The sequence below is a fragment of the Amycolatopsis sp. QT-25 genome, assembly GCF_029369745.1.
In the GTDB taxonomy this organism is placed as follows: domain Bacteria; phylum Actinomycetota; class Actinomycetes; order Mycobacteriales; family Pseudonocardiaceae; genus Amycolatopsis.
Window position 1 is genome coordinate 2,898,484 of record NZ_CP120210.1, and the last position, 21,888, is coordinate 2,920,371.

The 21,888-nt window shown below is 69.1% G+C and carries 19 protein-coding genes; 14 read left to right on the forward strand and 5 right to left on the reverse strand.

Going from position 1 to position 21,888, the window contains the following annotated elements; translation table 11 throughout:
- Window positions 1–100: 100 nt before the first annotated feature.
- On the forward strand, window positions 101–1,009 hold the full coding sequence (locus tag P3102_RS13635) for a hypothetical protein (RefSeq protein WP_276369441.1): 909 nt from the start codon (window positions 101–103) through the stop codon (window positions 1,007–1,009).
- Window positions 1,010–1,065: 56 nt separating this feature from the next.
- Here the strand turns inward: P3102_RS13635 and P3102_RS13640 are convergent, their stop codons facing one another.
- Window positions 1,066–1,950: a sterol desaturase family protein gene (locus P3102_RS13640; protein ID WP_276369443.1), complete on the reverse strand. Its 885-nt coding sequence runs from the start codon at window positions 1,948–1,950 to the stop codon at window positions 1,066–1,068.
- Window positions 1,951–2,034: 84 nt separating this feature from the next.
- Here P3102_RS13640 and P3102_RS13645 point away from each other — a divergent pair, with 84 nt between their 5' ends.
- Window positions 2,035–2,646 (forward strand): TetR/AcrR family transcriptional regulator, encoded by a 612-nt coding sequence (locus P3102_RS13645; protein WP_276369445.1) that lies wholly within the window; start codon window positions 2,035–2,037, stop codon window positions 2,644–2,646.
- Here the strand turns inward: P3102_RS13645 and P3102_RS13650 are convergent.
- The 3 genes from P3102_RS13650 to P3102_RS13660 all read right to left on the reverse strand — a co-directional run bounded on the left by P3102_RS13650 (window position 2,621) and on the right by P3102_RS13660 (window position 6,486).
- Window positions 2,621–3,157 carry an NUDIX domain-containing protein gene (locus tag P3102_RS13650; RefSeq protein ID WP_276369447.1) on the reverse strand — a complete coding sequence of 179 codons (537 nt, stop codon included), beginning with the start codon at window positions 3,155–3,157 and terminating at the stop codon, window positions 2,621–2,623. The genes P3102_RS13645 and P3102_RS13650 overlap by 26 nt on opposite strands.
- A 71-nt stretch (window positions 3,158–3,228) precedes the next feature.
- Window positions 3,229–5,742 carry a PQQ-dependent sugar dehydrogenase gene (locus P3102_RS13655; RefSeq protein WP_276371155.1) on the reverse strand — a complete coding sequence of 838 codons (2,514 nt, stop codon included), beginning with the start codon at window positions 5,740–5,742 and terminating at the stop codon, window positions 3,229–3,231.
- Between the two features lie 306 nt (window positions 5,743–6,048).
- Window positions 6,049–6,486, reverse strand: a complete 438-nt coding sequence (locus P3102_RS13660) for a PPOX class F420-dependent oxidoreductase (protein ID WP_276369449.1) — start codon at window positions 6,484–6,486, stop codon at window positions 6,049–6,051.
- Between the two features lie 109 nt (window positions 6,487–6,595).
- Between P3102_RS13660 and P3102_RS13665 the strand changes: the two genes are divergently transcribed.
- From P3102_RS13665 to P3102_RS13720, 12 genes are all read left to right on the forward strand, one after another.
- Window positions 6,596–8,053: a hypothetical protein gene (locus tag P3102_RS13665; protein WP_276371156.1), complete on the forward strand. Its 1,458-nt coding sequence runs from the start codon at window positions 6,596–6,598 to the stop codon at window positions 8,051–8,053.
- A complete protein-coding gene (locus tag P3102_RS13670) occupies window positions 8,050–8,850 on the forward strand; it encodes a hypothetical protein (protein WP_276369451.1) in 801 nt (266 codons plus the stop codon). The genes P3102_RS13665 and P3102_RS13670 overlap by 4 nt, the downstream gene beginning before the upstream one ends.
- A gap of 16 nt (window positions 8,851–8,866) precedes the next feature.
- Entirely contained in the window at window positions 8,867–13,333 is a 4,467-nt protein-coding gene (locus P3102_RS13675) for a hypothetical protein (protein ID WP_276369452.1), read from the forward strand.
- A gap of 43 nt (window positions 13,334–13,376) precedes the next feature.
- Window positions 13,377–13,643: a type II toxin-antitoxin system prevent-host-death family antitoxin gene (locus P3102_RS13680; RefSeq protein ID WP_276369453.1), complete on the forward strand. Its 267-nt coding sequence runs from the start codon at window positions 13,377–13,379 to the stop codon at window positions 13,641–13,643.
- The gene (locus P3102_RS13685; protein ID WP_276369454.1) at window positions 13,633–14,049 is read left to right on the forward strand and encodes a type II toxin-antitoxin system VapC family toxin; all 417 of its coding nucleotides are present in this window, start codon (window positions 13,633–13,635) and stop codon (window positions 14,047–14,049) included. Before P3102_RS13680 ends, P3102_RS13685 begins: the two co-directional genes overlap by 11 nt.
- A 309-nt stretch (window positions 14,050–14,358) precedes the next feature.
- A complete protein-coding gene (locus P3102_RS13690; protein ID WP_276369455.1) occupies window positions 14,359–15,231 on the forward strand; it encodes a hypothetical protein in 873 nt (290 codons plus the stop codon).
- Between the two features lie 39 nt (window positions 15,232–15,270).
- Complete coding sequence (locus tag P3102_RS13695) at window positions 15,271–16,458, forward strand: winged helix DNA-binding domain-containing protein (RefSeq protein ID WP_276369456.1); 1,188 nt, start codon at window positions 15,271–15,273, stop codon at window positions 16,456–16,458.
- 178 nt (window positions 16,459–16,636) lie between these two features.
- Entirely contained in the window at window positions 16,637–17,641 is a 1,005-nt protein-coding gene (gene gap / locus P3102_RS13700; RefSeq protein ID WP_276369457.1) for a type I glyceraldehyde-3-phosphate dehydrogenase, read from the forward strand.
- 9 nt (window positions 17,642–17,650) lie between these two features.
- Window positions 17,651–18,859, forward strand: a complete 1,209-nt coding sequence (locus P3102_RS13705) for a phosphoglycerate kinase (protein ID WP_276371158.1) — start codon at window positions 17,651–17,653, stop codon at window positions 18,857–18,859.
- Window positions 18,859–19,644: a triose-phosphate isomerase gene (gene tpiA, locus P3102_RS13710; RefSeq protein ID WP_276369458.1), complete on the forward strand. Its 786-nt coding sequence runs from the start codon at window positions 18,859–18,861 to the stop codon at window positions 19,642–19,644. The genes P3102_RS13705 and tpiA overlap by 1 nt, the downstream gene beginning before the upstream one ends.
- A 155-nt stretch (window positions 19,645–19,799) precedes the next feature.
- Complete coding sequence (secG, locus tag P3102_RS13715) at window positions 19,800–20,030, forward strand: preprotein translocase subunit SecG (protein WP_016333144.1); 231 nt, start codon at window positions 19,800–19,802, stop codon at window positions 20,028–20,030.
- 65 nt (window positions 20,031–20,095) lie between these two features.
- Window positions 20,096–20,437: an RNA polymerase-binding protein RbpA gene (locus tag P3102_RS13720; protein WP_034311760.1), complete on the forward strand. Its 342-nt coding sequence runs from the start codon at window positions 20,096–20,098 to the stop codon at window positions 20,435–20,437.
- A 186-nt stretch (window positions 20,438–20,623) separates the two neighbouring features.
- Here the strand turns inward: P3102_RS13720 and P3102_RS13725 are convergent, their stop codons facing one another.
- On the reverse strand, window positions 20,624–21,826 hold the full coding sequence (locus tag P3102_RS13725; protein ID WP_276369459.1) for a histidine kinase: 1,203 nt from the start codon (window positions 21,824–21,826) through the stop codon (window positions 20,624–20,626).
- Window positions 21,827–21,888 lie beyond the last annotated feature (62 nt).

A 21,888-nucleotide genomic window follows, 5' to 3' on the forward strand; every position in this document is an offset into this window, starting at 1 on the left:
CACACTGCGACGCGACTACCAACGACCTCCGCTCTCCCACGGAGATCACTTTGTCTCATCGGAGGGGGCACCGGCAAGGGCGGCCGCGATACTGTGCGCCATGGCTCGGATCGTTCTGGTGCACGGCATCGCCCAGGAACAGAAGTCCGCGGACACCCTCGAGGCGGAATGGCTGCCGAGTCTGGCGGGCGGGGTCCGGCTCGCCGGTGACGCCGCGCTGGCCGACACCCTGTGGCGTGACGCCCGGCCCGGTGACGCGCGGATGGCCTTTTACGGTGACCTCTTCCGCAAGGACGGCCAGCAAGGCGGCGCCGACGAACTCACCACCGACGAGTGGGAACTCGCCGAGGTGCTGGCGGGGGAGTGGCTCCGGAACGCGGCCGTCGCGGCGTCCCGCGAGACGGACCGCGAGCGGGCGAGTGCCGAACTGGCCCGGCTCGGCGGTCCGGCGGGCGAAACCCAGGGCGTGCGCGCGGCCGCCCGCCCGGTGGTGAACGCGCTGGTGCGCTTGAAGCCGTTCGCGCGGCTCGGGGTGGCGTTCGCCGAACGGGTGGTGGTCAAGGCGCTCAGACAGGTGACGCTGTATCTCACCGACGAAACGATCCGGGAACGCGTCCAGGATCGCGTCGCCGAGCACATCGGACCGGAGACCGAGGCGATCATCGGGCACTCGCTCGGTTCCGTCGTCGCCTACGAAGCCGCTCATCTGCACGGCCGCCCGCTGCCGCTGCTGCTCACCCTCGGCTCGCCGCTGGGCCTGCGCACGGTGGTCTACGAACGGACCCGCCCGCAGCCACCGTCCGTCCCGCCCGGCGTCGCGAGCTGGGTGAATCTGGCCGACCGCGACGATCTCGTCGCCGCCCGGCCGGATCTCAGCCGGATGTTCCCCGGCGCCGATGGCGTCCTGGACAGCGGCTACACCGTCGACAACGGGGCGAAACCGCACGAGGCGGCGTTCTACCTCGCCAAACGCCGCACCGGCGAGGCCCTCTCCGCCGCGCTCGCCTAGCGTCGCGGTTCGCGTGCCGTCCGTGCGAGTACGCGGGAGCGCATTCCGGCCGGAACTCAGCCGCCTTGTGCGGGAGCGTTCAGGCTGAGCGCCTGCTCGGGCTGCCAGCCCGGCGGACCGAACACGTACCCGAGTTTGTCCCGCCACGACCCGGCCGCGCGGACGTCGCGCAGAATCGAGCCGTACTCGTGGAAACCGACCCTGAACAGGTTGCAGGACTCGACGTTCTTGGTCAGCCCATAGGTCGGCCGCTTGCCCTCGGGGACGAAACTGCCGAACATCCGGTCCCAGAGGATGAGGATGCCGCCGTAGTTCGCGTCCAGATACTCCTGGTCACTGCCGTGGTGGACACGATGGTGTGAGGGCGTGTTGAACACGTACTCGAACCAGCGCGGCAGCTTCCGGATCTTTTCGGTGTGCACGAAGAACTGGTAGACGAGGTCGATCGACAGCCCGGTGAGGATCATCCACGGCGGGATGCCGGCGAAGGCGAGGATCGACCAGAACGGCAGCTGGAAGTACGGGGTCCACTTCTGCCGCAGCGCCGTCGAGAAGTTGTAGTGCTCACTCGAATGGTGCACCTGGTGGCCCGCCCACATGATCCGGACGCGGTGACTCGCCCGGTGGTAGGCGTAGAAGACGATCTCCTGCCCCAGCAGCATCAGCACCCAGGCCCACCAGTCGTACGGGCTGAACTTCACCGGCGCCAGTTCGTGCAGCGCGGCGAAAACGAACAGCATCGCGATACGGAAGACGCCGTTGATCACCACCGCCACCGCGCCCATGGACATGCTGGTCCGGGTGTCCTTGACGCTGTAGCCGATGACGTTGTCGTCGTGACCCAGCACGTGCAGCGCGAGGATTTCGATCGCGACGAACAGCAGGAACACCGGCGTCGCCAACAGCACCGGGTCACTCAAGTGGGCAAGAAACTCCGCCATCGTACTTCTCCCGTCCCGCCCCCGGTTAACTGACCAACAGGTAACTTACCCGAAGGTCATTTACCTGAGGGTAAGATATCCGCCGTGACAGAAGCAAGGGCCGTCGGCACGAAGGGGGTGCCCCGTGAGGAACGGGAGACCCAGATCGTGCGCGCCGGAACGGAGGAGTTCGGCAAGAACGGGTACGCCGGGGCGTCGATGGTGGAGATCGCCCGCCGGGTCGGCGTCACGAAGCCCTTGCTGTACCAGTACTTCGGCTCGAAGGACGGGCTGTATCTCGCCTGCCTGCACCGGGCGGGGGACAGGCTGACCGAAGGGGTCGCCGAGACGATGGCGGAGAAGGGCGAGCCGCCGGAACGGATGCCGCTCGCGGTGCTCTCGGCCATCTTCGAGACGTTCGACAACGACCGGTACGCGTGGAAGCTGCTCCGCGACCCGACGGTGCCGTCGACCGGCGAGATCGCCGGTGTCGCGGTCGGCTATCGCCACCGGCTCGACGGGTTCGCGCTGATCGGCGCCGCGCAGCTGATGCACTCGCGCGGATTGGCCGACGATCGCGACATCGAGGCGATCGCCCAGGTGTGGACCGGCGTGGTCGATTCCCTGATCAGCTGGTGGATCGACCAGCCGGATCAGGACGCCGCGGCGATGACCGAGCGCTGTTCGCGGATCATGCGGAACCTGTTCGGCTGGTAGGCGCCGCCACCGCCGCCACCGCCGCCACCGCGGCCACTGCCGCCTCGCAGTCGGCGAAGGCGAGCGGCGGGCGATCGTCCAGGGGGAACCAGGCGTACTCGGAATTCTCTTCCGACAGCACGATTTTCGCGTCCGGCGGAAGTTCGCAGACGAAGGCGAGGCCGATCGTCGTCAGTCCGGTGTCGCCGTAGACCGAGGAGTACGAACCGGCGAACCGGAGGTTCCGGAGTTCGCAGCCGATTTCCTCGAGTCCTTCGCGGACGAGGTTCTCCTCGGCGGTCTCCGCGCCGGAGAGGAACCCTCCGACGGTGTCCCAGCGGCCCTTTCGCGGCTCGTGCTCCCGCCGCAGCAACAAGATCCGGTCGCCGTCGAGGACCAGCCCGACCGTGGTCGGCAGCGGGTTGTCGTATTTGGTGAAGCCACAGGCGTGGCATTCGGCGTGGATGTCTTCGCCGTCACCGGTGATCCGTGTGCGGTCGCCGCAGCGGGGGCAGAACTTCCAATCCTTCACCGTACGGAGCTTAGGCGTTTCCGTGGAAACGGCCGGGGGCCCGGCGCCGCTCCGGACACCCCGACCGCGACTCAGGACGCGGCGCTGGATCTGCCGCGCAGTTCGACGTTGGCCGTCGAGGCGTTCTTGATCGCCGTCTCGATCTGCGCCATCGTCGAGGACGAGGACAAGCCCGGCACCGTCGCCGATTTCAGGGCGTAGAGCGTGAACGTGTAGGGATGGCTGGAGCCACCGGGGCAGGGGCCGAAGTACTTCTTCGAGTTCGCTCCGCTGCCCATGGCCTTCTGCTTCGCGCCGTTCTGATCCGGAACCGTGTAACCCGCTTCGAGGCCCTCGGGCAGCGACACTGTGGACCCCGAGGACGCCGGGATGTCCCAGATCGCCCAGTGCAGTTTGTTGCCGTTGTCGGCCACGTCGGCGAAAACGACCGCGTAGCCCTTGGCTCCGGTGGTCCCGGCACTCCACGCCAGTGGCGGCGAGGTGTCCTGGCCGGCGGTGCCGTCACCGGCGCAGGTGAACTCGTCCGGGATCGATGCGTTGTCGGCGAACGCGGAACTGGTCAGCTTGAAGGCTCCCGGCTGCGAGGTACCGGGGAACTTCAACCGCACCACGACGTTGTCGATCCCGCTCGGCGTGCCGCCGTTCTTGTCCGCGTTGGTCGAGGTGACCCACAGGCCGCCGTCCGGTGTCTTGGTGACCGAGCGGAGCCTGCCCCAGCGGCCGGAGAACAGCGACTGCACCGAGCCGACGCCGGTGCCCGCCGCGTTGATCCGGGTGGCGAAGAGCTGCTCACTGGTGACGGCCGCGACATAGATCCAGTCGTTGACGATCTCGATCCCGCTCGGCCCGCCGGAACCGGTCGACCAGGTCTTCTTCGGCGCGACAGTGCCACCGCAGGAGCCCTCGGTGCCCTCGCACCGGGGCCAGCCGAAGTTGCCGCCCTTCTGGATCAGGTTCAGCTCGTCCAGCTTGCCGTCGCCGAACTCCGAAGCCCACAGTCGGCCACGGGAATCCCACGCCAGGCCCTGCGGGTTGCGGTGACCGAAGCTCCAGACGTAGCGGGCGTTGCCGCCGGTGGAGAAGAACGGGTTGTCGTTCGGCGCCGAGCCGTCGGGATCGACCCGCAGGATCTTGCCGTTGAGCGACCCCTTGTTCTGCGCGGTGTCCTTGTTCTGCCCGTCGCCGGCGGTGACGTAGAGCTTGCCGTCCGGCCCGAAACGCAGCCGTCCGCCGTTGTGGTAGCGGTTCTTGGCGATCCCGGTGAGCACCGGCGTCGACGCCGAGGACAGCTTCCCCTTGTCGTAGGTCATCTTCACGACCCGGTTGTCGCCGGATGCCGTGTGGTACAGGTAGATCGCGTGATCGGTGGCGTAGTTCGGCGAGATCGCGATGCCGAGCAGACCGCCCTCGCCGTTGGTGCCGACCGCGCCGGGCACCTTGCCGACCGTGGTCTTCTCACCCGACTGTGTGATCCGCAGGATCTCGAACCGGTCCCGTTCGGTCGCCAGCGCCGTGCCGTCCGGCAGGAAGTCGACCGACCAGGCGAGGTCCACCTTGGTGATGTCCTTGTCGTACTCGGGGATTCCACCGCCCGCGACGCCGCTCGTCTTCGCGGTCAATGCGTTGCTCGCGGCCGAGACGTTGCCGTCGAGGTCACGCGCCTTCACCGTGAACGTGTACGACGTGTTCGCCGTCAGCCCGGTGATCGTGGCTTCGAGCGAAGGTGTCGTCGCGACCTTCGTGGTGCCCTGATAGACGTCGTAGCCGGCGATGGTGCCGCTGTCGTCCGTGGAAGCGTTCCACGCCAGGGAGACACTGTTCGCGGTCACCGACGTCGATCGCAGGTTCCCCGGCACCGTCGGCGGCGTGGTGTCCCCGCTGGACGGCGTCGTGAACTGGACGACATTGCTTTGCTGCGAAGGGTTTCCGGCCGCGTCGAAGGCACCGACCGAGATGTCGTAGGCCGTGTTCGGCCGCAGGTTGTCGACGGTCGCGGTGAGGGTGTTGCCGTCGACGGTCTTGAGCACGTTGCCGCCGCGCATGACGTCGTAGCGGACCACGCCGACGTTGTCCGTCGCGGCTTCCCAGGTGAAGGTGGCGCTGCGGGCCTGGATGTCCTTGGCGGCCAAATTCATCGGCGGGGTCGGTGCCTCTGCGTCGACCACTCCGCTCACGGTCAGTTTGTCCGCGTTGGGCCCGCCGTTCGCGGTCGTCGCGGTGGTGCGGATCCTGTTCACCCCGGCGGCCAAGGTGACGTCCTTGGTGACGGTCTTCCAGGTGGTCCACGCACCGGTCCCGGCGAAGGACAGCGTGCCGGCGACGGTCCCGCCGACGCTCAAGGAAACCGGCCGGTCGATCGTGGTTCCGTTGGCGTAGCGGAAAGTCAGCGTCCGGGTCCCGGCCTGTGCGGCGTTCACCGTGTACTCGACGTAGCTGCCGACGACGTTGTCGAAGTTGACGAACCCGGTGCCGGAATAGCCGGCGTGGTTCTTTTCGACGGCGCCTCGGGAGATCGTCGCGGCTTCGGATTCATGGTCGGTCGGTGCCGCGCCGGCGGGCGGAGCCGGCAGGACGGCGAGGGTCATCGCCGTCGCGGCGGCACACGTGAGCAACGCGCGCCACGGTGGTCGGGGTGCCACTGGAGCCTCCATGCGTGAAGTTCGGGGTCGGGAGGTGCAACGGCGGACCGGGCGAGCCCGGCAGGAAAAGAGTTTAGTTAGGAAACTTTCCTATCTATAGAACAAAGCACACACCACCGGGTGCTTCGTGTCAATACTTGCCCACCATCAACACGGAGGGTCACATCCTCGAATGCAATTGGTCCTCTGGATGCGGTACTTGCGTGGGCAAGTACCGCATCCAGAGGACCAATTGCGAACAGAGCAGGAACGTCAGCCGGCGATGTCGGCCCGCGCGATCACCTTCGTGATCTTCGCGCGCACCAACGACTCCTCGGGCACGGCGTTTCGCTTGCCGTAGGCATCGGCCTGCTCGGCGCCCATGTACCGGCCACCGAGCTTGGTCGCCCACTCGAGCATCTCGTCGAGATCGTTGTGCAGCACGGCTTCGGCGGTGAACTGCACGTACGAGAACGGCGGCTTCTGGTCGTCGACGGCCAGCGAGAGCCGTGGGTCGCGCCGCAGCGCCTTCCCCTTGAGGGTCTCCGTGCCGGTGGTGAAGATCAGCTCGTCGCCGTCCGGCCCCTCGTTCAGCAGGAACCACACCGGCGTCACGATCGGCGCCCCGTCGGCGCGGACCAGGCCGAGCATGCCCGTTCGCGTGCCCGCGCTCGCGAAATCCCACCATTCGTCCCGGCTCATTTCACGCATGGACCAGACGCTACCGCCGCCCGGAGCGCCGGGCACCCCGGTCACCCGTGCGGGGCGCCGGGGGCGGCGACTAGCCTGGCCTGCTGTGCGAGACGACGAGCTGACCGGGATGGGGCTGGCCGACGAGGGGCTGACCCGCCGCCTCAAGGCGCTGGCCTGCACAGCGCCCTTGCACGACCTCGACGCGCGCAAGGCGAAGCTGGACTGGGCGGACGCCACGATCTACCAGATGGCCGAGATCGCGCTGCACACGATCGACCAGGTCACCGTGTCGATGGACTTCGACACCGGCGCCGACCATGAACAGGTGATCACCCGGTTGCTGCCGTTCGTCGCGCTCCAAGCGCCCGGCCGCACGCCGGACGAGCACGCCAAGGTCGCCCGGTGGGTGCTCGACAACCTGATCAACGTCGGCACCACCGATCGCGGGTTCCGCCGTGTCTACGGCTCCATCGGCCCGGGCGGGGGTTACCAGCGCCGCCAGTTCGACTTCAAACTGCTCGTCGAGCTGGCCGCGCCCGACGGCGAGGTCTATCTGCGCGCCACCGACGAGGCGATCAACGTCCTCGTCGGCGCATTGGACACCGACGTCGAGTCCGCCCAGATCGCGGCCGAGGTCAAACTGGAGAACCTGATCAACCGCGGCCGCCTCGCCGACGCGAAACTCGCCGCCGAGCAGGCGCGCTACCGGACCGTCCAGTACGGCGAGACACTGCGCGCCAAGCTGGACGCCACCCGGCGCGACGTCCGCGCGGTCGACTGGGAACGCGAGGTCCCGGACCTGCTGGATCAGGCGCTGTCCCATATCGAGTCCCGGTTCCGTGCCGAGAACGCGATCCTCAAGAACATCACCGCGTCGCGGGACGATACCGAGGACCTCGACCGCAAACGCCGCGCGGCCGAACTCGTCGACATCGTCGGCGACTGCATCCGCCGCCACACCCGGCTCCAGTCGAGGCTGGCCGACGCCGGAGCGGTGTTCCGTGCCGAACAAGACCGTCAGCAGTTCTCCGGTCCGCCGCAGCGGGCGACGATCGACCTGTTCGGCCAGCTCCTGATGCCGACGCTGGGCCTGCCGATCGCCCGAGCCGTCGCACCGGCCGAGTCGTTCTTCCACGCCGGTGCCGGAATCTCCCCGCCGACCGTGTCGTCGCTGTCTTCGCTGGTGTCGCTGCTGCTGCGGCCGGCCCCGGAACGCGACCAGCTCGTCGGCGAGATCCCGGAACCCGAGCTCATGCCCGCCGACGTCACCGACAAGTTCGGCGACGAGCAGTGGCGCCTCGCCGACGCCCTGCTCGACCTGCCGGAGGTGCCGCGACGGCTGTCCGGACTGCTCGAAGAGGCCCGCCGGATCGATCCGGGGTTGCCCGCCCTGGTCGCCCTGCGGGCGGTGCACGCCTACAGTCCCGAGGTCGGCGCGGCGCTGCGGCTGGGGGAGCGCCAGGTGCTGCTGGCCGTCGACGACGGCACGCTGCTCGAAGACCCCGAGTTCGGCGGAGCGGATCTGCTGCTTTCGTCGGCCGGGGTCGATCGTGAGGACCAAGAAGAAGAGGCGGAGGTCGCGTGACGACGGGGATTTCCACCGGGGACGTCGAAGCCGCGGCCAGGCTGGTTTCCTTCGGCATGCGCCCGAAGCAGCTGCCGTCACGGGATGTCGTGTACGGCGACCTCGTCCGGCGCTACGGCGAGGACAGGGCGTTCAAACAACTCACGCACGCGGTCGCGGCCGGGCTCGGGCTGATGGTGCTGGAGGTCAACCTCCAGGCCGGTGCCGTGCTGGCGGCGACGGACGAGTCCGTCTTCGAGATCAAAATGGACAGTTACGCGCGGCAGAGCAAGATCCGCGAGCGCCGGGAGACCGAGAAGGTCCTGCACGGGCTCGTCCACCTGGCCACCGCCGCGCTCGGCTACCCGCGCCCGGACGACCTCGCCAACGACACCTACATCGGCCGCGTCAGCGTCGAGCAGGTGGACGCGATGGTGCGGGAGGCCTGCCGGATCCTCGACGAGCGCGCGGCGGCGGCCGAGGCGAACAACGACCCGCTGGCCGACGCGCCCGAGCTCGAACAGGCATGGCGTGCCTACGCCCGTCGTCCGGCGGCCGCCGCGACCAAGGACGGCAGGCTGTCGTCGGACACCACCCGCGGCATGGTCGCGCGGGCACTGCGGTTCCTCGCGGATCAAGGGTTTCTCGTCCAGGTCAGCGGCGAACAGGGCGGGACCTACCGGACGACGCCGCGCTATCAGGTGCAGGTACGGGAACTCGCCGCCGACGCGGCCTTCGACGAGCTGCTCGCGCTGAACGTGGTCTCGGTCGCCAACGGCGGCGGGACGCTGCGCGCTGCCGCGTCGGACACGCTCTAACAGGGGACAGGAATCGATGTACGAGCTTTCGCGGGTTCGCCTGCATTCGGTGGGACCGGCGGGCGCGCGCTACCAGGACGTCGTGCTGGACTTCAGCGGCGTCGGCGCGGCCATCACCGCCCCCAAGCAGGACGCGTTGTTCAGCGCCGGGATCCACCTGGCGGGTGAGGGGCCGCCGCGGCGCCCGTCCCCGGCGAGCGTGCTGTTCCTGGAGAACGGCGGCGGCAAGTCCGTGCTGATCAAGCTGATCTTCTCGGTCATGCTGCCCGGCCGCCGCCAGGTCGTCGGCACGACGAACACCAAGGTGCTGGAGAAGTTCGTCGCCGCCAAGGACGTCTCGCACGTCGTGCTGGAGTGGCTGCAGGTCGAGACCGGCCACCGGGTGATCACCGGCAAGGTGTCGGAATGGCGCGGGCACGTGGTGTCGGCGGATTCGGAGAACCTGGTCGATTCCTGGTACTGCTTCCGTCCCACCCCCTCGCTCGATCTGGACTCGTTGCCGCTGACGTCGGACGGCAGGCTGCTGACGATGTCCGGTTTCCACGACCGGCTCGACAAGGTGCACGTCGGCGAACCGGAACTGGAGCTGTTCTGGACCCGGCGCCACCACGAATGGACCTCCCGGCTCGACGGCCTCGGCCTCGACACCGAGCTTTTCCGGTACCAGCGCGCGATGAACGCCGGTGAGGGCGAGGCGGCGGACGCCTTCGCCTTCAGCACCGACGAGGCGTTCGTCGAGTTCCTGCTGCGCGCGGTGCTTTCGGAGGACGAGCCGAAGGACCTCGCCGAGGTCGTCGCGACCTACGCGCACAACCTCGCCCAGCGCGGGCATCTGCTGTCGGAGCGGGACTTCGTCGCGGGTGCGCTCGATCTGCTCACGCCGCTGGCGGAGGAGGAAGGCGTCGCCGCCGCGTCGCGGAAGCTCGCCGACGCGGCCCGTGCCGAGATGCGGACGCTGGCCTGCCAGGTCGCCGCGCGGGACAAGCTGGAGAACGAGCGGCTGAGCGGGCTCGAACAGCACGTCGACGAAGTGAAGTCCGCGGAAAAACTGGCCGAGGGTGATCACCGCAGGCTCAGCGCCGGAGTCACCGAACTCCGGCGCCTGGTCGGGAAACTGCGGCTGGACGAGGCGCAGGAGAGCAAGACGCGGATCGACGGTGAACTGGTCGAGGCCAAGATCTCCGCCGAGGCATGGCGGGAATGCCCGACCGTGCTCAACCAGCTCAACGCCGCCCGCAAGGCCCGCGATTTCCGGGAACTGGTGGGAAATCGCGAGCAGAAGGCGCGGCCCGCGCTGCAGGCGCGCAACACCGCCGCGGCCGCGCTCGCCAGGGGTCTGCTGGCACTGGCCAAGAACGCGACCTATCAGGCGGCGAAGGCCGAAGCCCATGTCGGTGCCCTGCGTACCGAAGCGGAGAAGGCACAGGAGGAACGCGACGAGTCGGCGAACCTCGCGGCCTCGCGCCGGGCGGAGGCTCGCGGACTGGGCGCGCGGATCGCCGAAATCCGTGAGGAGATCGCGGAAGCCGTCCGGTCCGGCGCGCTCAAGGCGGGGGCGGACGTCGCCGACGCGGCCCGCGCGGCCAGGGCCGAGGCCGAGACGACCGCCGCCGAACTCGTCCGCCGCGAACAGGAACTCGAACGCGTCGCCGAGGATCTGCGTGCCGCGCAGTCGACCGTCAACGACGCGCACCGGCTCGCGGGGTCCACGAAGGACCGCCTGGAGCGCGCAGCCGACGAACTGGACCGCGCCAACCGGCGCACCGACGCGCTCGCCGTCGAACCCCGGCTGGTCGAACTCCTCGGCGCCGACGACGTCGCGCTGGAGACGGATCTGCCGGTACTGCTGGAACGTCTTCGGGAGGCGGTGGCGACCGCGGAGAAGGAACAGACGACCTTGCGGATGGAGGAATCCGTCGACGAGCGCGCCCTGAACGCGCTCGGTTCCGGGGGTCTCCTGCCCGCCACCGAAGAGGTCCAGGCAGCTTTGGACGCGCTGGAAGCCGCCGGGATGACCGCGTGGTCCGGCTGGCGTTATCTGTCCACTTTGGACAAGAAGCGACGGGCCGCCGTGCTGGCCCGTGCACCCCAGCTCGTCTCGGGGATCCTGCTCAACGAGCCGGAGCAGGTCCGGCTCGCCGAAAAGGTCCTGGCGGAGCGGCGTCTGCTGCCCACGACGATCATCCCGGTCGCCACGACCGAGGCCACCACGACCGATCGCCTGCCGGGGGAGGCGGGCATCGAGTTCCTCGTGCCGCCCAACCCGGCCATGTACGACGAAGAGGCCGCCGACGCCGAGCGCGAGGCCATCGCACTCCGGCACGCGGAACGTCAGCGCCGCCTGGAAGCGCTGGCGACTTCGCTGGCCGACGACAGCGCGTTGTCGTGGAAACTCAAGACGTGGCGCGAGGACTACCCGCCGGGCAGCATCGCGACGCTGGCCGAGCAGCTGCAGAGCGCCCGCACCGCACACGAAACCGCGCGGACCACGTTGGAGCAGGCGGAGAAGGAGTTCCAGCGCCTCGGTGAGAAGGCGACCGTGCTGCGGGAGCGGGTTCCCGAACTGCGTGCGGCTTCGGCCGAGGCGGGAGAGCGTGCCCGTGCTCTCGAGGCGCTCGCCGCGCGCGCCGCGAAGATTCCCGAGTGGACGGACGACGTCGAACGCGCGACGGAGACCGCCGAGCGGGCGGAGTCGACGGCGTCCGAGGCGGCGGCGAAGGCTTCCCGGTTGCGCGAGCAGGCGAGCGAGGAGCAACGCACCGCTGACGGGCACCGGCGCACGGCGACGACCGCGAAGTCCGAACTGGCCGAGGTCCCGGGATCGAACGACGTCACCGAGGACGACCCGGTGCCCGTCGAACCGGTGGACGCGTTGCGGCGTACCTTCGCGTCGGCTTCCGAGGCGTACGCGAAGGTCGAGGTCGGCAGCGATCTGCGAGCCGAACTCGAACAGGCCGAGAGTGTCGAGGCGTCCGCGCGGGCGGCCGTCGAGGCACTGGACGACGCCGTCCGCGAACGAGCCTCGTCGTTGCTGGAGACGCCGGACGGTTCCGACGCTTCCGCGCGGGCGGCGGCGCAGGCGCGCGCGAATCGGGCCGTCGCCGTGCTGGAGGAGGAGCGCACCGAGATCGTCGGTCTCGTCGCGACCCGCAAGGCGGAACTGGGCCGGCTCCCGGAACAGCCGTCGGCGCTCGCTCTCGACGCCAGTCCGAAGGACATCGAGCACGGCCTGGAACTGATCGACGAAGCCAGCCTCGAAGTGTCCGCCGCCGCGCGGGAATGGGAGGAACTGCAGGAGCGCCGCGCCGCGGCCGAAGCGACGCTGGAGTCCGCGAAGGCGTCCGCGTCCGGCTTCGGCCTGCTGGCCGAATCCATGGCGCATCTTTTGCCCGACGAAGATGATGAGGCCCCTTTCGACGGCGACGTCGAAGCCGCGCGCGCCAAGCACTCCCGGCTCAACACCGCGCTCACGGAGGCGCAGGACGCCGCCGACGCGGGCGACCGCCGGGTACGGGCCGCGGCCGACCAGCTGGCGCAGTACGCCACGGACAAGCGCTTCGAGAAGCTCAGCACGCCGGTGCGGCAGCAGGTGATCTCCGTCCGCCGCGATCGGCTTCCCGCCCACGCCGCGGAATGGGCGAAGGCGTTACGGCCCCGGTTGCGCACGCTCACCGACGATCTCGCGCAGATCGACCGGCACCGCGGCGGCATCGTCACCCGCCTGCAGGGCATGGTCGACGGCGCACTGCGCACTCTCCGTGCGGCACAACGGGTTTCACGGCTGCCGGACGGTCTCGGCGACTGGTCGGGCCAGGAGTTCCTGCGGATCCGCTTCACCGAACTCGAAGAGAACGTGCTCGCCGAGAAACTGGGCGAGGTCGTGGACGAGGCCGCGGTGGGGAAGACCTCCGACGGCCGGGACGTCAAGCGCGACGGGCTTTCGCTCGTGCTGCGCGGCGTGCAGGCCGCCGCCCCCAAGGGTTTCCGGGTCGACATGCTGAAGCCGGACTCCGTACTGCGGACCGAACGCCAGCGTGTCTCCGAGATTCGGGACGTGTTCTCCGGCGGGCAGCAGCTGACCGCGGCGATCATCCTGTACTGCACGCTGGCGGCGCTGCGGGCGAACAACCGCGGCAAGGCGCGCAACCGGCACTCCGGCGTGCTGTTCCTCGACAACCCGATCGGCCGCGCTTCGGCGGGTTACCTGCTGGAACTGCAGCGTGCGGTGGCGGAGGCGCTGGGCGTCCAGCTGATCTACACCACCGGCCTGTTCGACGCCGGCGCGCTGAGCGAGTTCCCGCTGATCGTGCGACTGCGCAACGACGCGGACCTGCGGGCGGGCCGCAAGTACCTGTCCGTCGACGCGACGGTCCGGAACGCGACCGACGAACTGGGGGAGCCGGACGGCGTCGCCCGCCTTTCGGCGACGCGGCTGTTCACCCGGCCGGCGGAGGAGCCGGAACCGGAGGAAGAGACAGCGTGAGCACGAGGTGGCACGCCGTGCCACCTCGCGCTACCCTCGGTGCATGAGCGTTCAGCACGAGATCTCCCAGCGTGATCTCCGGAACCGGTCCGGCGAGATCATGGACGCGGTCGAGCACGGGGAGACCTTCACCGTGACCCGCAGCGGTTCGCCCATCGCCCAGCTGGTTCCGCTGTGTCGCCGGCACGCCGTTTCCCGGGACCGGTTCGCCACCGGCTCGGCGAACGCTCCGCTCATCGACGCGGACAGGTTCCACACGGACCTCGACGACGCTTTCGCGGGGGAGGCGGACGATCCCTATGGCCGCTGAGGTTCACGGCCTGCTCGACACGAACATCCTCATCCTCCGGCGCGCGATCGACCACGCCCAGCTGCCGGACTTGATGTCGATCAGCACGATCACGCTCGCCGAGCTCTCCGCGGGGCCGCATTACGCCGGCGACCCGGCCGAGCGGGCCCGGCGTACGGACCTGCTGCAGCGGGTGGAGTCCGAATTCGACCCGCTGCCCTTCGGTACCGAGGCGGCCCGGATCTTCGGCCGGGTGTCGGCTTCCGTGCTCGCGGTGAGCAGGACGCCCCGGCGCCGCGTGGCCGACCTGATGATCGCCAGCGTGGCCATCGCGCATCGAATGCCCCTGTACACCACCAACCCGCAGGATTTCGAGGGCCTGAAGGAACTTCTCGACGTCGTTCCGGTCACCCGGCCGGGAAACTGACACGCGTGCGCGGGGCGAAGCGGGGGTGAGACGTCGGTCGGATCCACTCGCCCGATCATGACCTCGCAAAGCCGATGGCTCCCTCCGCATCAGACGCGGCGAAGGGAGCCATCACCCCAGCGCCGGCCCCGTTCACGAACACGCCATCTTTCATCTGCCCCTCGATAGCCCTGTTCGCCACTCACGACCATCAGGGCAAGACCCGCCGGACCATTTCGGTGTTCGAGCTGGAACGGAGCTGAGCGGCGGCCGGCGGGGAGAGCGGCGAAACACGACCGAAGACGCCACGTTGTCTCTAGCATTCCCGCCATGCCTTCGGATTCGCCAAAAACCGGCTACGGGTTCCCCGACCTCACCCCGTTCACCCGCACAGCCGTCCGCCTGCATCCCCGAGCGGGGACACCGACCGCATACGACAGCCACATCGGCGGACCCTTGCTGTGGCCCGCGGACGAGCCCTGGCCGCACTGCCCCGACACCGCGCCGAACGCGGCGGCGCCGGGCGCGATCTACACGCCGACGGCCGGGCTGGAAGCGGCGCACGACTGCGAGAAGGCGATGCCGCTGGTGGGCGTGGCGCAGTTCTTCCGGCGAGACTTCCCGAAGCTGCCCTTCCCCGACGGCACCGATTTGTTGCAGGTGCTCTTCTGCCCGGACCCGCACGACGGCGGCGGCTACTGGGGGCCGGGTGTCCAGGTGGTCTGGCGGAATTCCGCCGGGGTGGCCGAGCTGCTCGCGAGCCCGCCCGAGCCGTTCCGGACCGAGGATTACGAGTATCTGCCGGCCCGGCCGTGTTCGTTCGCGCCGTGCGAGGTCGTCGACCATCCGCGCCCGTCGGAGCTGCCCGCCGAGCTCAAGGCGACGCTGAAGTTCCTCGACGAGCTCGGGAACTTCGTGGACGACGACGTCGAAGACGCCTGGCCCTCGCTGACCGTCGGCTCCAAGCTCGGCGGCCTGAACTTCTGGTGGACGTCCGGCCCTGAAGGCTTCCCGTTGTTCTGCCCGGACTGCGGTGGCGGGCTCGACCTCCTGCTGTCCTTCGAAAGCTCGGAAAGCCGGGACGACGATTGCCCCTGCGACCAGCCGGACGAGGGACCAGGCTGGGAGCTGGCTGCCTCGTCGGTCAACGTCCTCGTCTGCGCCGCCGACGCGACGCACGCGATCAGGCCGCACGCGGACTGATCGCGGTGTTCTGTCGGGGCCCGATGATAGAACCGACCCGTGACCTTCAGGATCGGCATCCGGCAGCGCCGCGCCCGCCTCGCGACCCGCCATCGCCTCACCACGCCCGCGGACTCGGTGCACGCCGCCGCGGACGCGGTCGTCGCGCTGCACGCCACCGATCCCGCGTCGGTGCACCTGTCGGCGTGGGCACGAGTGAAGGGTGACGGCGTCGCGGAGGTGGAAAAGGCGCTCTACGACGAGCGCACGCTGATCCGGATGCTCGGCATGCGCCGCACGGTCTTCGTCGTCGGGCACGAGAACGCGGCGCTGGTCCAGGCGGCGTGTTCGGCCGACATCGCCAAGAAGCAGCGCCGCCTGCTCGAACAGCACCTCGGCACGCAGGGGCACCCGGAGAACGTGCCCGATCCGCAACGCTGGCTCGCCGAGGTCGAAGACGCGACCGAGCGGGCGCTGAAGGCCCGCGGTTCTGCGACGGCACAGCAGCTGGCCGAGGACGAGCCCCGGCTGAGACAGCAACTCGTGATGTCGAAGGGCAAGCCGTACGAGGCGATCGCCAACGTCACCAGCCGCGTCCTGTTCCAGCTCGCGGTCGACGGCCGCATCGTGCGCGGCCGCCCGCGCGGCAGCTGGATCAGCAGCCAGTACTACTGGGCCCCGATGGCGGACTGGCTTCCCCAGGGCCTCGCGGGGTGGGACGCGGACGAGGCCAGAGCCGAACTCGCCCGCAGATGGCTCTACGCCTACGGCCCGGCCCCGATCGCGGACCTGCGGTGGTGGACGGGCTGGACGGTCGGGCAGACCAAGAAGGCGCTCGCGGCCGTTCAGCCGATCGAGGTCGACCTCGACGGCGTCCCCGGCGTACTGCTCGCCGACGATCTGGAGCCCGTCCCGGAGCCCGAACCCTGGGTCGCGCTGCTCCCGTCCCTCGACCCGACGTCGATGGGATGGCTCGAGCGCGACTGGTACCTGGGCCCGCACAAGGCGCCGCTGTTCGACGGCACCGGGAACATCGGGCCCACCGTCTGGGCCGACGGCCGGATCGTCGGAGGCTGGGCGCAACGTCTGGACGGCGAGGTCGTCCATCACCTTCTGGAAGACGTCGGCACGGACGTCGAACGGGCCGTCGAGGCGGAGGCGAACCACCTGGCCGAGTGGTTCGGAGAGGTGCGAGTCACGCCAAGAATGCGCACCCCGTTGGAGCGACGGCTAGCACAGCGAAGCTGAGAGTTTTCCCAAGACGTCCTGGTCGAGCTGGTCTTAATCGATTCTTGACCTGACCCATCGAGTGGTGGAAGTCTCGTCAGGGCAAAGAGGGTCGCCCGAGCACGCACGCTAGGGTTGCGCCCGAGTAAAGGACATCTTTCCGGGGCGATCCCGGACGAGTCTCAAGGGAGTGGCAGCAGTGACGGTTCGCGTAGGTGTCAACGGCTTCGGCCGCATCGGCCGCAACTTCTTCCGGGCCGTGCAGGCCGCCGGTCACGACATCGAGGTGGTCGCGTTCAACGACCTCGGCGACGTCGCCACCATGGCCCACCTGCTGAAGTACGACTCCATCCTCGGCCGCTTCCCGGGCGAGGTCAGCGTCAGCGACGAGGGCATCGTCGTCGACGGCAAGACGATCAAGGCCCTCGCCGAGCGCGACCCGGCCAACCTGCCCTGGGGCGACCTGGGCGTGGACGTCGTCGTCGAGTCGACCGGTTTCTTCACCACCGGTGACGCCGCCAAGGCGCACCTCGCCGGCGGGGCCAAGAAGGTCATCATCTCCGCGCCCGCCAAGGGCGAGGACCTGACCGTGGTGCTCGGCGTCAACGACGACAAGTACGACGGTTCGCAGAACATCATCTCGAACGCGTCCTGCACCACCAACTGCCTCGGCCCGCTGGCCAAGGTGCTGAACGACGCCTTCGGTGTCGAGCAGGGTCTGATGACCACGATCCACGCGTACACGCAGGACCAGAACCTGCAGGACGCGCCGCACAAGGACCTGCGCCGCGCCCGTGCCGCCGCGCTGTCCATGGTCCCGACCTCGACCGGTGCCGCCAAGGCCATCGGCCTGGTCCTGCCGGAGCTCAACGGCAAGCTCGACGGCTACGCGGTCCGCGTCCCGGTCCCGACCGGTTCGGCCACCGACCTCACCGTCACGCTGACCAAGAGCGCGACCCTCGAGGAGATCAACGCCGCGTACAAGGCCGCCGCCGAGGGCCCCCTGGCCGGCATCCTGCGCTACAGCGACGACCCGATCGTCTCGGCCGACATCGTCACCGACCCGGCGTCCTGCATCTACGACGCGCCGCTGACCAAGGTCATCGGCAACCAGGTCAAGGTCGTCGGCTGGTACGACAACGAGTGGGGCTACTCGAACCGCCTCGCCGACCTCGTCAAGCTCGTCGGCACCAAGCTTTCCTGAGTCATGGCGCTGAAGAACCTCGAAGACCTGCTGGGCGAGGACGTCTCCGGCCGGTTCGTGCTCGTGCGATCCGACCTGAACGTCCCGCTCGACGGGAACAAGATCACCGACGACGGCCGCGTCCGCGCGGCCCTGCCGACCCTCAAGCGGCTCGCCGAGGCGGGCGCGAAGGTGGTCGTCACGGCGCACCTCGGCCGTCCCAAGGGCGAACCGGACCCGAAGTTCTCGCTCGCACCCGTCGCCGTGAAGCTCACCGAGCTGCTCGGCGTCGACGTCCCGCTGGCCGGTGACCTGGTCGGTGAGTCCGCCAAGGCCACCGTCGCGGGCCTGACCGACGGTCAGGTGGCCCTGCTGGAGAACGTGCGCTTCGACGCGCGTGAGACCAGCAAGGTCGAGTCGGAACGTCAGGAGCTGGCCGCCGAGCTGGCCGCGCTGGTCCCGGGCGGCGCGTTCGTCTCCGACGGCTTCGGTGTCGTGCACCGCAAGCAGGCTTCGGTCCACGAGATCGCGCGGGCGCTTCCGGCGTACGCCGGCGGTCTGGTGCTGGCCGAGGTCGACGTCCTCAAGAAGCTCACCGAGGACTTGGCTCGGCCGTACGTCGTCGTCCTCGGCGGCGCGAAGGTGTCGGACAAGCTGGGTGTCATCGCCAACCTGCTGACCAAGGTCGACAGGCTGCTCATCGGCGGCGGCATGGCGTACACCTTCCTCAAGGCACAGGGCCACGAGGTGGGGAACTCGCTGCTGCAGGAGGACCAGCTGGAGCAGGTCCGCGGTTTCCTCGCCGAGGCGGAGAAACGCGGTGTCGAGCTGATCCTGCCGGTGGACGTCCTCGCCGCGACGGGCTTCGCGGCCGACGCGGAGTTCGACGTCGTCGACGCGAAGGCCATCCCGGCCGACCGCATGGGTCTCGACATCGGCCCGAAGTCACGCGAACTGTTCGCCGGCAAGCTGGCCGACGCGGCGACCGTGTTCTGGAACGGCCCGATGGGCGTGTTCGAGTTCGAGTCCTTCGCGGGCGGCACCCGTGCCGTGGCCGAAGCACTGGTCGAGAGCGATGCCTTCACCGTGGTCGGCGGGGGCGACTCCGCCGCGGCCGTGCGGCGGCTCGGCTTGCCCGAGGACGGCTTCTCGCACATCTCGACCGGCGGCGGCGCGTCGCTGGAGTACCTGGAGGGCAAGGAACTGCCCGGAGTCGCTGTGCTGGGAGAGAACGACTAGTGGTGCGCAAACCGCTCATCGCCGGCAACTGGAAGATGAACCAGAACCACCTCGAAGCCATCGCGCTGGTTCAGAAGATCGCCTTCGCCCTGCCGGAGAAGTACTACGCGAAGGTCGACGTCGCGGTCCTGCCGCCGTTCACCGACATCCGCAGCGTCCAGACGCTGACCGACGGCGACAAGCTGCCGCTCACCTACGGCGCCCAGGACCTGTCGCCGCACGACTCCGGGGCCTACACCGGCGACGTGTCGGGCCCGATGCTGGCGAAGCTGGGATGCAGCTTCGTCACCGTCGGGCACTCGGAGCGGCGTGAATACCACGGCGAGTCCGACGAACTGGTGAACAAGAAGGTCAAGGCCGCGCTCAAGCACGGCATCAAGCCGATCCTGTGCGTGGGGGAGAAGCTCGAGGTTCGCGAGGCGGGCGAGCACATCGCCCACACCACGACCCAGCTGGTGGAGGGCCTCAAGGGGCTCAAGGCGGAGCAGGTCAAGGACGTCGTCGTCGCCTACGAGCCGGTCTGGGCCATCGGCACCGGCAAGGTCGCGACCCCGCAGGACGCCGAGCAGGTGTGCGGAGCCATCCGCGCCACCCTCGCCGAGAAGTACGGTGCCGAGGTCGCGTCCTCGGTTCGCGTGCTCTACGGGGGTTCGGCCAAGGCCAACAACATCAGTGACCTCGTCGCCTGCGAGAACATCGATGGCGCGCTCGTCGGTGGTGCCAGCCTGGATGGTGACGAATTCACCAAACTCTGCGCACTCGCCGCGGGCGGGCCCCTGCCCTGATCGGGGCACCTACGGGGTAACCTGGGTATCCGGTCCGTCACACAGCAGTGGACGAGTCCAGGAGTACGGTGTGTTCCGGTGGAAAGTGTTCCGATAACGCTGCGCCGCCGGTGGCACACCGTTTTCCTGCATTCTCCAAGAGCGCAGAGGATGACATGAAGCTGTTCCTGCAAATCCTGTTGATCGCCTCCAGCGTGCTGCTGGTGGTCGCCGTGTTGCTGCACCGCGGTCGTGGTGGCGGTCTGTCTTCGCTGTTCGGTGGCGGCATGCAGTCGAGCCTCTCCGGCTCGAGCGTGGCCGAGAAGAACCTCGACCGGATCACGCTGCTGCTGGGCGCGGTGTGGCTGATCAGCATCATCGGCCTCGGGCTCCTGCTCAAGGTCTGATCGATCCAGGTGTTTCGGCGTGCCTATGGGGGGCGCGCCGCCGATCCCTATAGGTGTGAGGATTCATGGTTGGCGGTAACGCGATTCGGGGCACCCGTGTGGGTGCCGGTCCTTCGGGCGAATCGGAGCGGGGTGAGTCGGCGCCACGGCGCCGCATTTCCTACTGGTGCGCCAACGGGCACGAGGCACAGCCCTCGTTCTCGATGGACGCCGAAATTCCCGACGAGTGGGACTGCCCGCGCTGCGGGCTGCCCGGTGGGCAGGACGAGAAGAACCCTCCTGCCGCGCCGCGGACCGAGCCTTACAAGACTCACCTCGCGTACGTGAAGGAACGGCGTTCCGACGCCGACGGCGAGGCCATTCTCGCCGAGGCGCTGGAGCGGTTGCGCCAGCGCCGGGAGATCTAGGACCCGGTGGCGCGGGGCTGAGAGCCCGCGTCCGCGCTCCCGTTGCCGGGGCGCGCCCGTTCGCCGACGCCAAGTTGGCGGGGCGCGCCCTGTCGTCGTGCCAACGCCACGATGGCGCGGCTCGTCCTGCCCTCGATAACGGACCCTCGGCCAGGCGAGTTCAGCGCGGCTCCGCCATCCGGCCGATCACCGGTCGAGCGGGTACCGGGCACGCACCCGGAACCCGCCGTCCTCGGTGTCGGCGGTCTCGAAGCTCCCGCCCAGCAGCCGAGCCCGTTCGGCCAGTCCGGTCAGCCCGTGCCCTCCCGAGGGCAGGGCCGCGCCGGACGTCCGGGCGCGCTCGTTGCGTATTTCGACCTTGAGGGAACCGTGCTCACCCTGGATCCGGATGGTCGCGGTGGCGCCGGGGGCGTGCTTGTGCACGTTGGTCAGGCATTCCTGCACGGTCCGGTAAGCCGCCGCCGAAACCTGGTTGGGCAGGAGGTCGGGGATCCGCTCGACGGTGAGGTGCACCGGGACGTCCGAGCCGCGGATCAGCCGGTCGAGTTCGTTGATCCCGGGGCGCGGTCCGTCGTCTTCGGAGCCCGAGCGCAGCACACTCACGAGTGAGCGCAGTTCTTCGAGCGTCTTGGTACTCAGTTTCCGGATCACCTGCGCGGTTTCGAGCGAACGGGCGTCGGAGGTCTGCGCCTGTAGCGCGCCGGCCTGCATGGCGATCAACGTGATCTGGTGCGAGACGACGTCGTGCATCTCCCGCGCGAGCCGCGCGCGTTCCTCCGCGCGGACGGCGTCGGCGTGGAAGCGGCGTTCGCGGTCGCGGCTGGCGGCGAGTTCGGAGAGCTTCTGCGAGATCTCGGTCCGCGCTCCGATGAGCAGGCCGATGGCCACCGGCATCCCGGCGACGATGACGCCGTAGATCCCGTCCAGAACGTGTTCGCGCCAGCTCAGCTCGACGAAGTCGGCCAGCGGCCATTGGACGAACCGGCAGGTGAAGACGAGCGCGAATCCGGTCCAGGTCTGCCAGTGCATCTGCTTGCGGGTGGCGAGGAAGCCCAGCGCGATCATCGCGGCCAGCTGGGACCAGCCCGCCAGGAACCCGGGGACGGTGACGATCACCGCGAGGAACGGCAGCTTGCGGCGGAAGGCGAGGCCGAGGCAGGCGGCGCCGGAGAGGTAGATGGAGTACGGCTGGGCCTTCTCCGGGATCACCAGCCAGACGTCGAGCGCGGCCAGGAAGATCGCGAGCGTGTCGACGCCCAGCGCGACCAGTGCCGGGCGTTTGATCTTGGCGAACGACATGACCCCGGCGGCACGGCGCATCCGGTCGGCGGCGTCCGCTCCGGAGCCGCCCACCGAGATACCTGGCATCGAGAGACCCTCTGTGCTCATCGCTGGCGACCTCACTCGTCTTGTGGACTTGAATGGTGAGACGTGTTCTTCGCCCGATCGGG

Excerpts from the sequence above, each read along its gene's own strand:
- P3102_RS13720 (WP_034311760.1), top strand. The coding sequence starts at position 20,096 with ATGGTTGGCGGTAACGCGATTCGGGGCACCCGTGTGGGTGCCGGTCCT.
- P3102_RS13725 (WP_276369459.1), bottom strand. The coding sequence starts at position 21,826 with ATGAGCACAGAGGGTCTCTCGATGCCAGGTATCTCGGTGGGCGGCTCC.
- P3102_RS13675 (WP_276369452.1), top strand. The coding sequence starts at position 8,867 with ATGTACGAGCTTTCGCGGGTTCGCCTGCATTCGGTGGGACCGGCGGGC.
- secG (WP_016333144.1), top strand. The coding sequence starts at position 19,800 with ATGAAGCTGTTCCTGCAAATCCTGTTGATCGCCTCCAGCGTGCTGCTG.
- P3102_RS13655 (WP_276371155.1), bottom strand. The coding sequence starts at position 5,742 with ATGACCCTCGCCGTCCTGCCGGCTCCGCCCGCCGGCGCGGCACCGACC.
- P3102_RS13665 (WP_276371156.1), top strand. The coding sequence starts at position 6,596 with ATGGGGCTGGCCGACGAGGGGCTGACCCGCCGCCTCAAGGCGCTGGCC.
- P3102_RS13660 (WP_276369449.1), bottom strand. The coding sequence starts at position 6,486 with ATGCGTGAAATGAGCCGGGACGAATGGTGGGATTTCGCGAGCGCGGGC.
- P3102_RS13680 (WP_276369453.1), top strand. The coding sequence starts at position 13,377 with ATGAGCGTTCAGCACGAGATCTCCCAGCGTGATCTCCGGAACCGGTCC.
- P3102_RS13690 (WP_276369455.1), top strand. The coding sequence starts at position 14,359 with ATGCCTTCGGATTCGCCAAAAACCGGCTACGGGTTCCCCGACCTCACC.
- P3102_RS13685 (WP_276369454.1), top strand. The coding sequence starts at position 13,633 with ATGGCCGCTGAGGTTCACGGCCTGCTCGACACGAACATCCTCATCCTC.
- P3102_RS13635 (WP_276369441.1), top strand. The coding sequence starts at position 101 with ATGGCTCGGATCGTTCTGGTGCACGGCATCGCCCAGGAACAGAAGTCC.
- P3102_RS13640 (WP_276369443.1), bottom strand. The coding sequence starts at position 1,950 with ATGGCGGAGTTTCTTGCCCACTTGAGTGACCCGGTGCTGTTGGCGACG.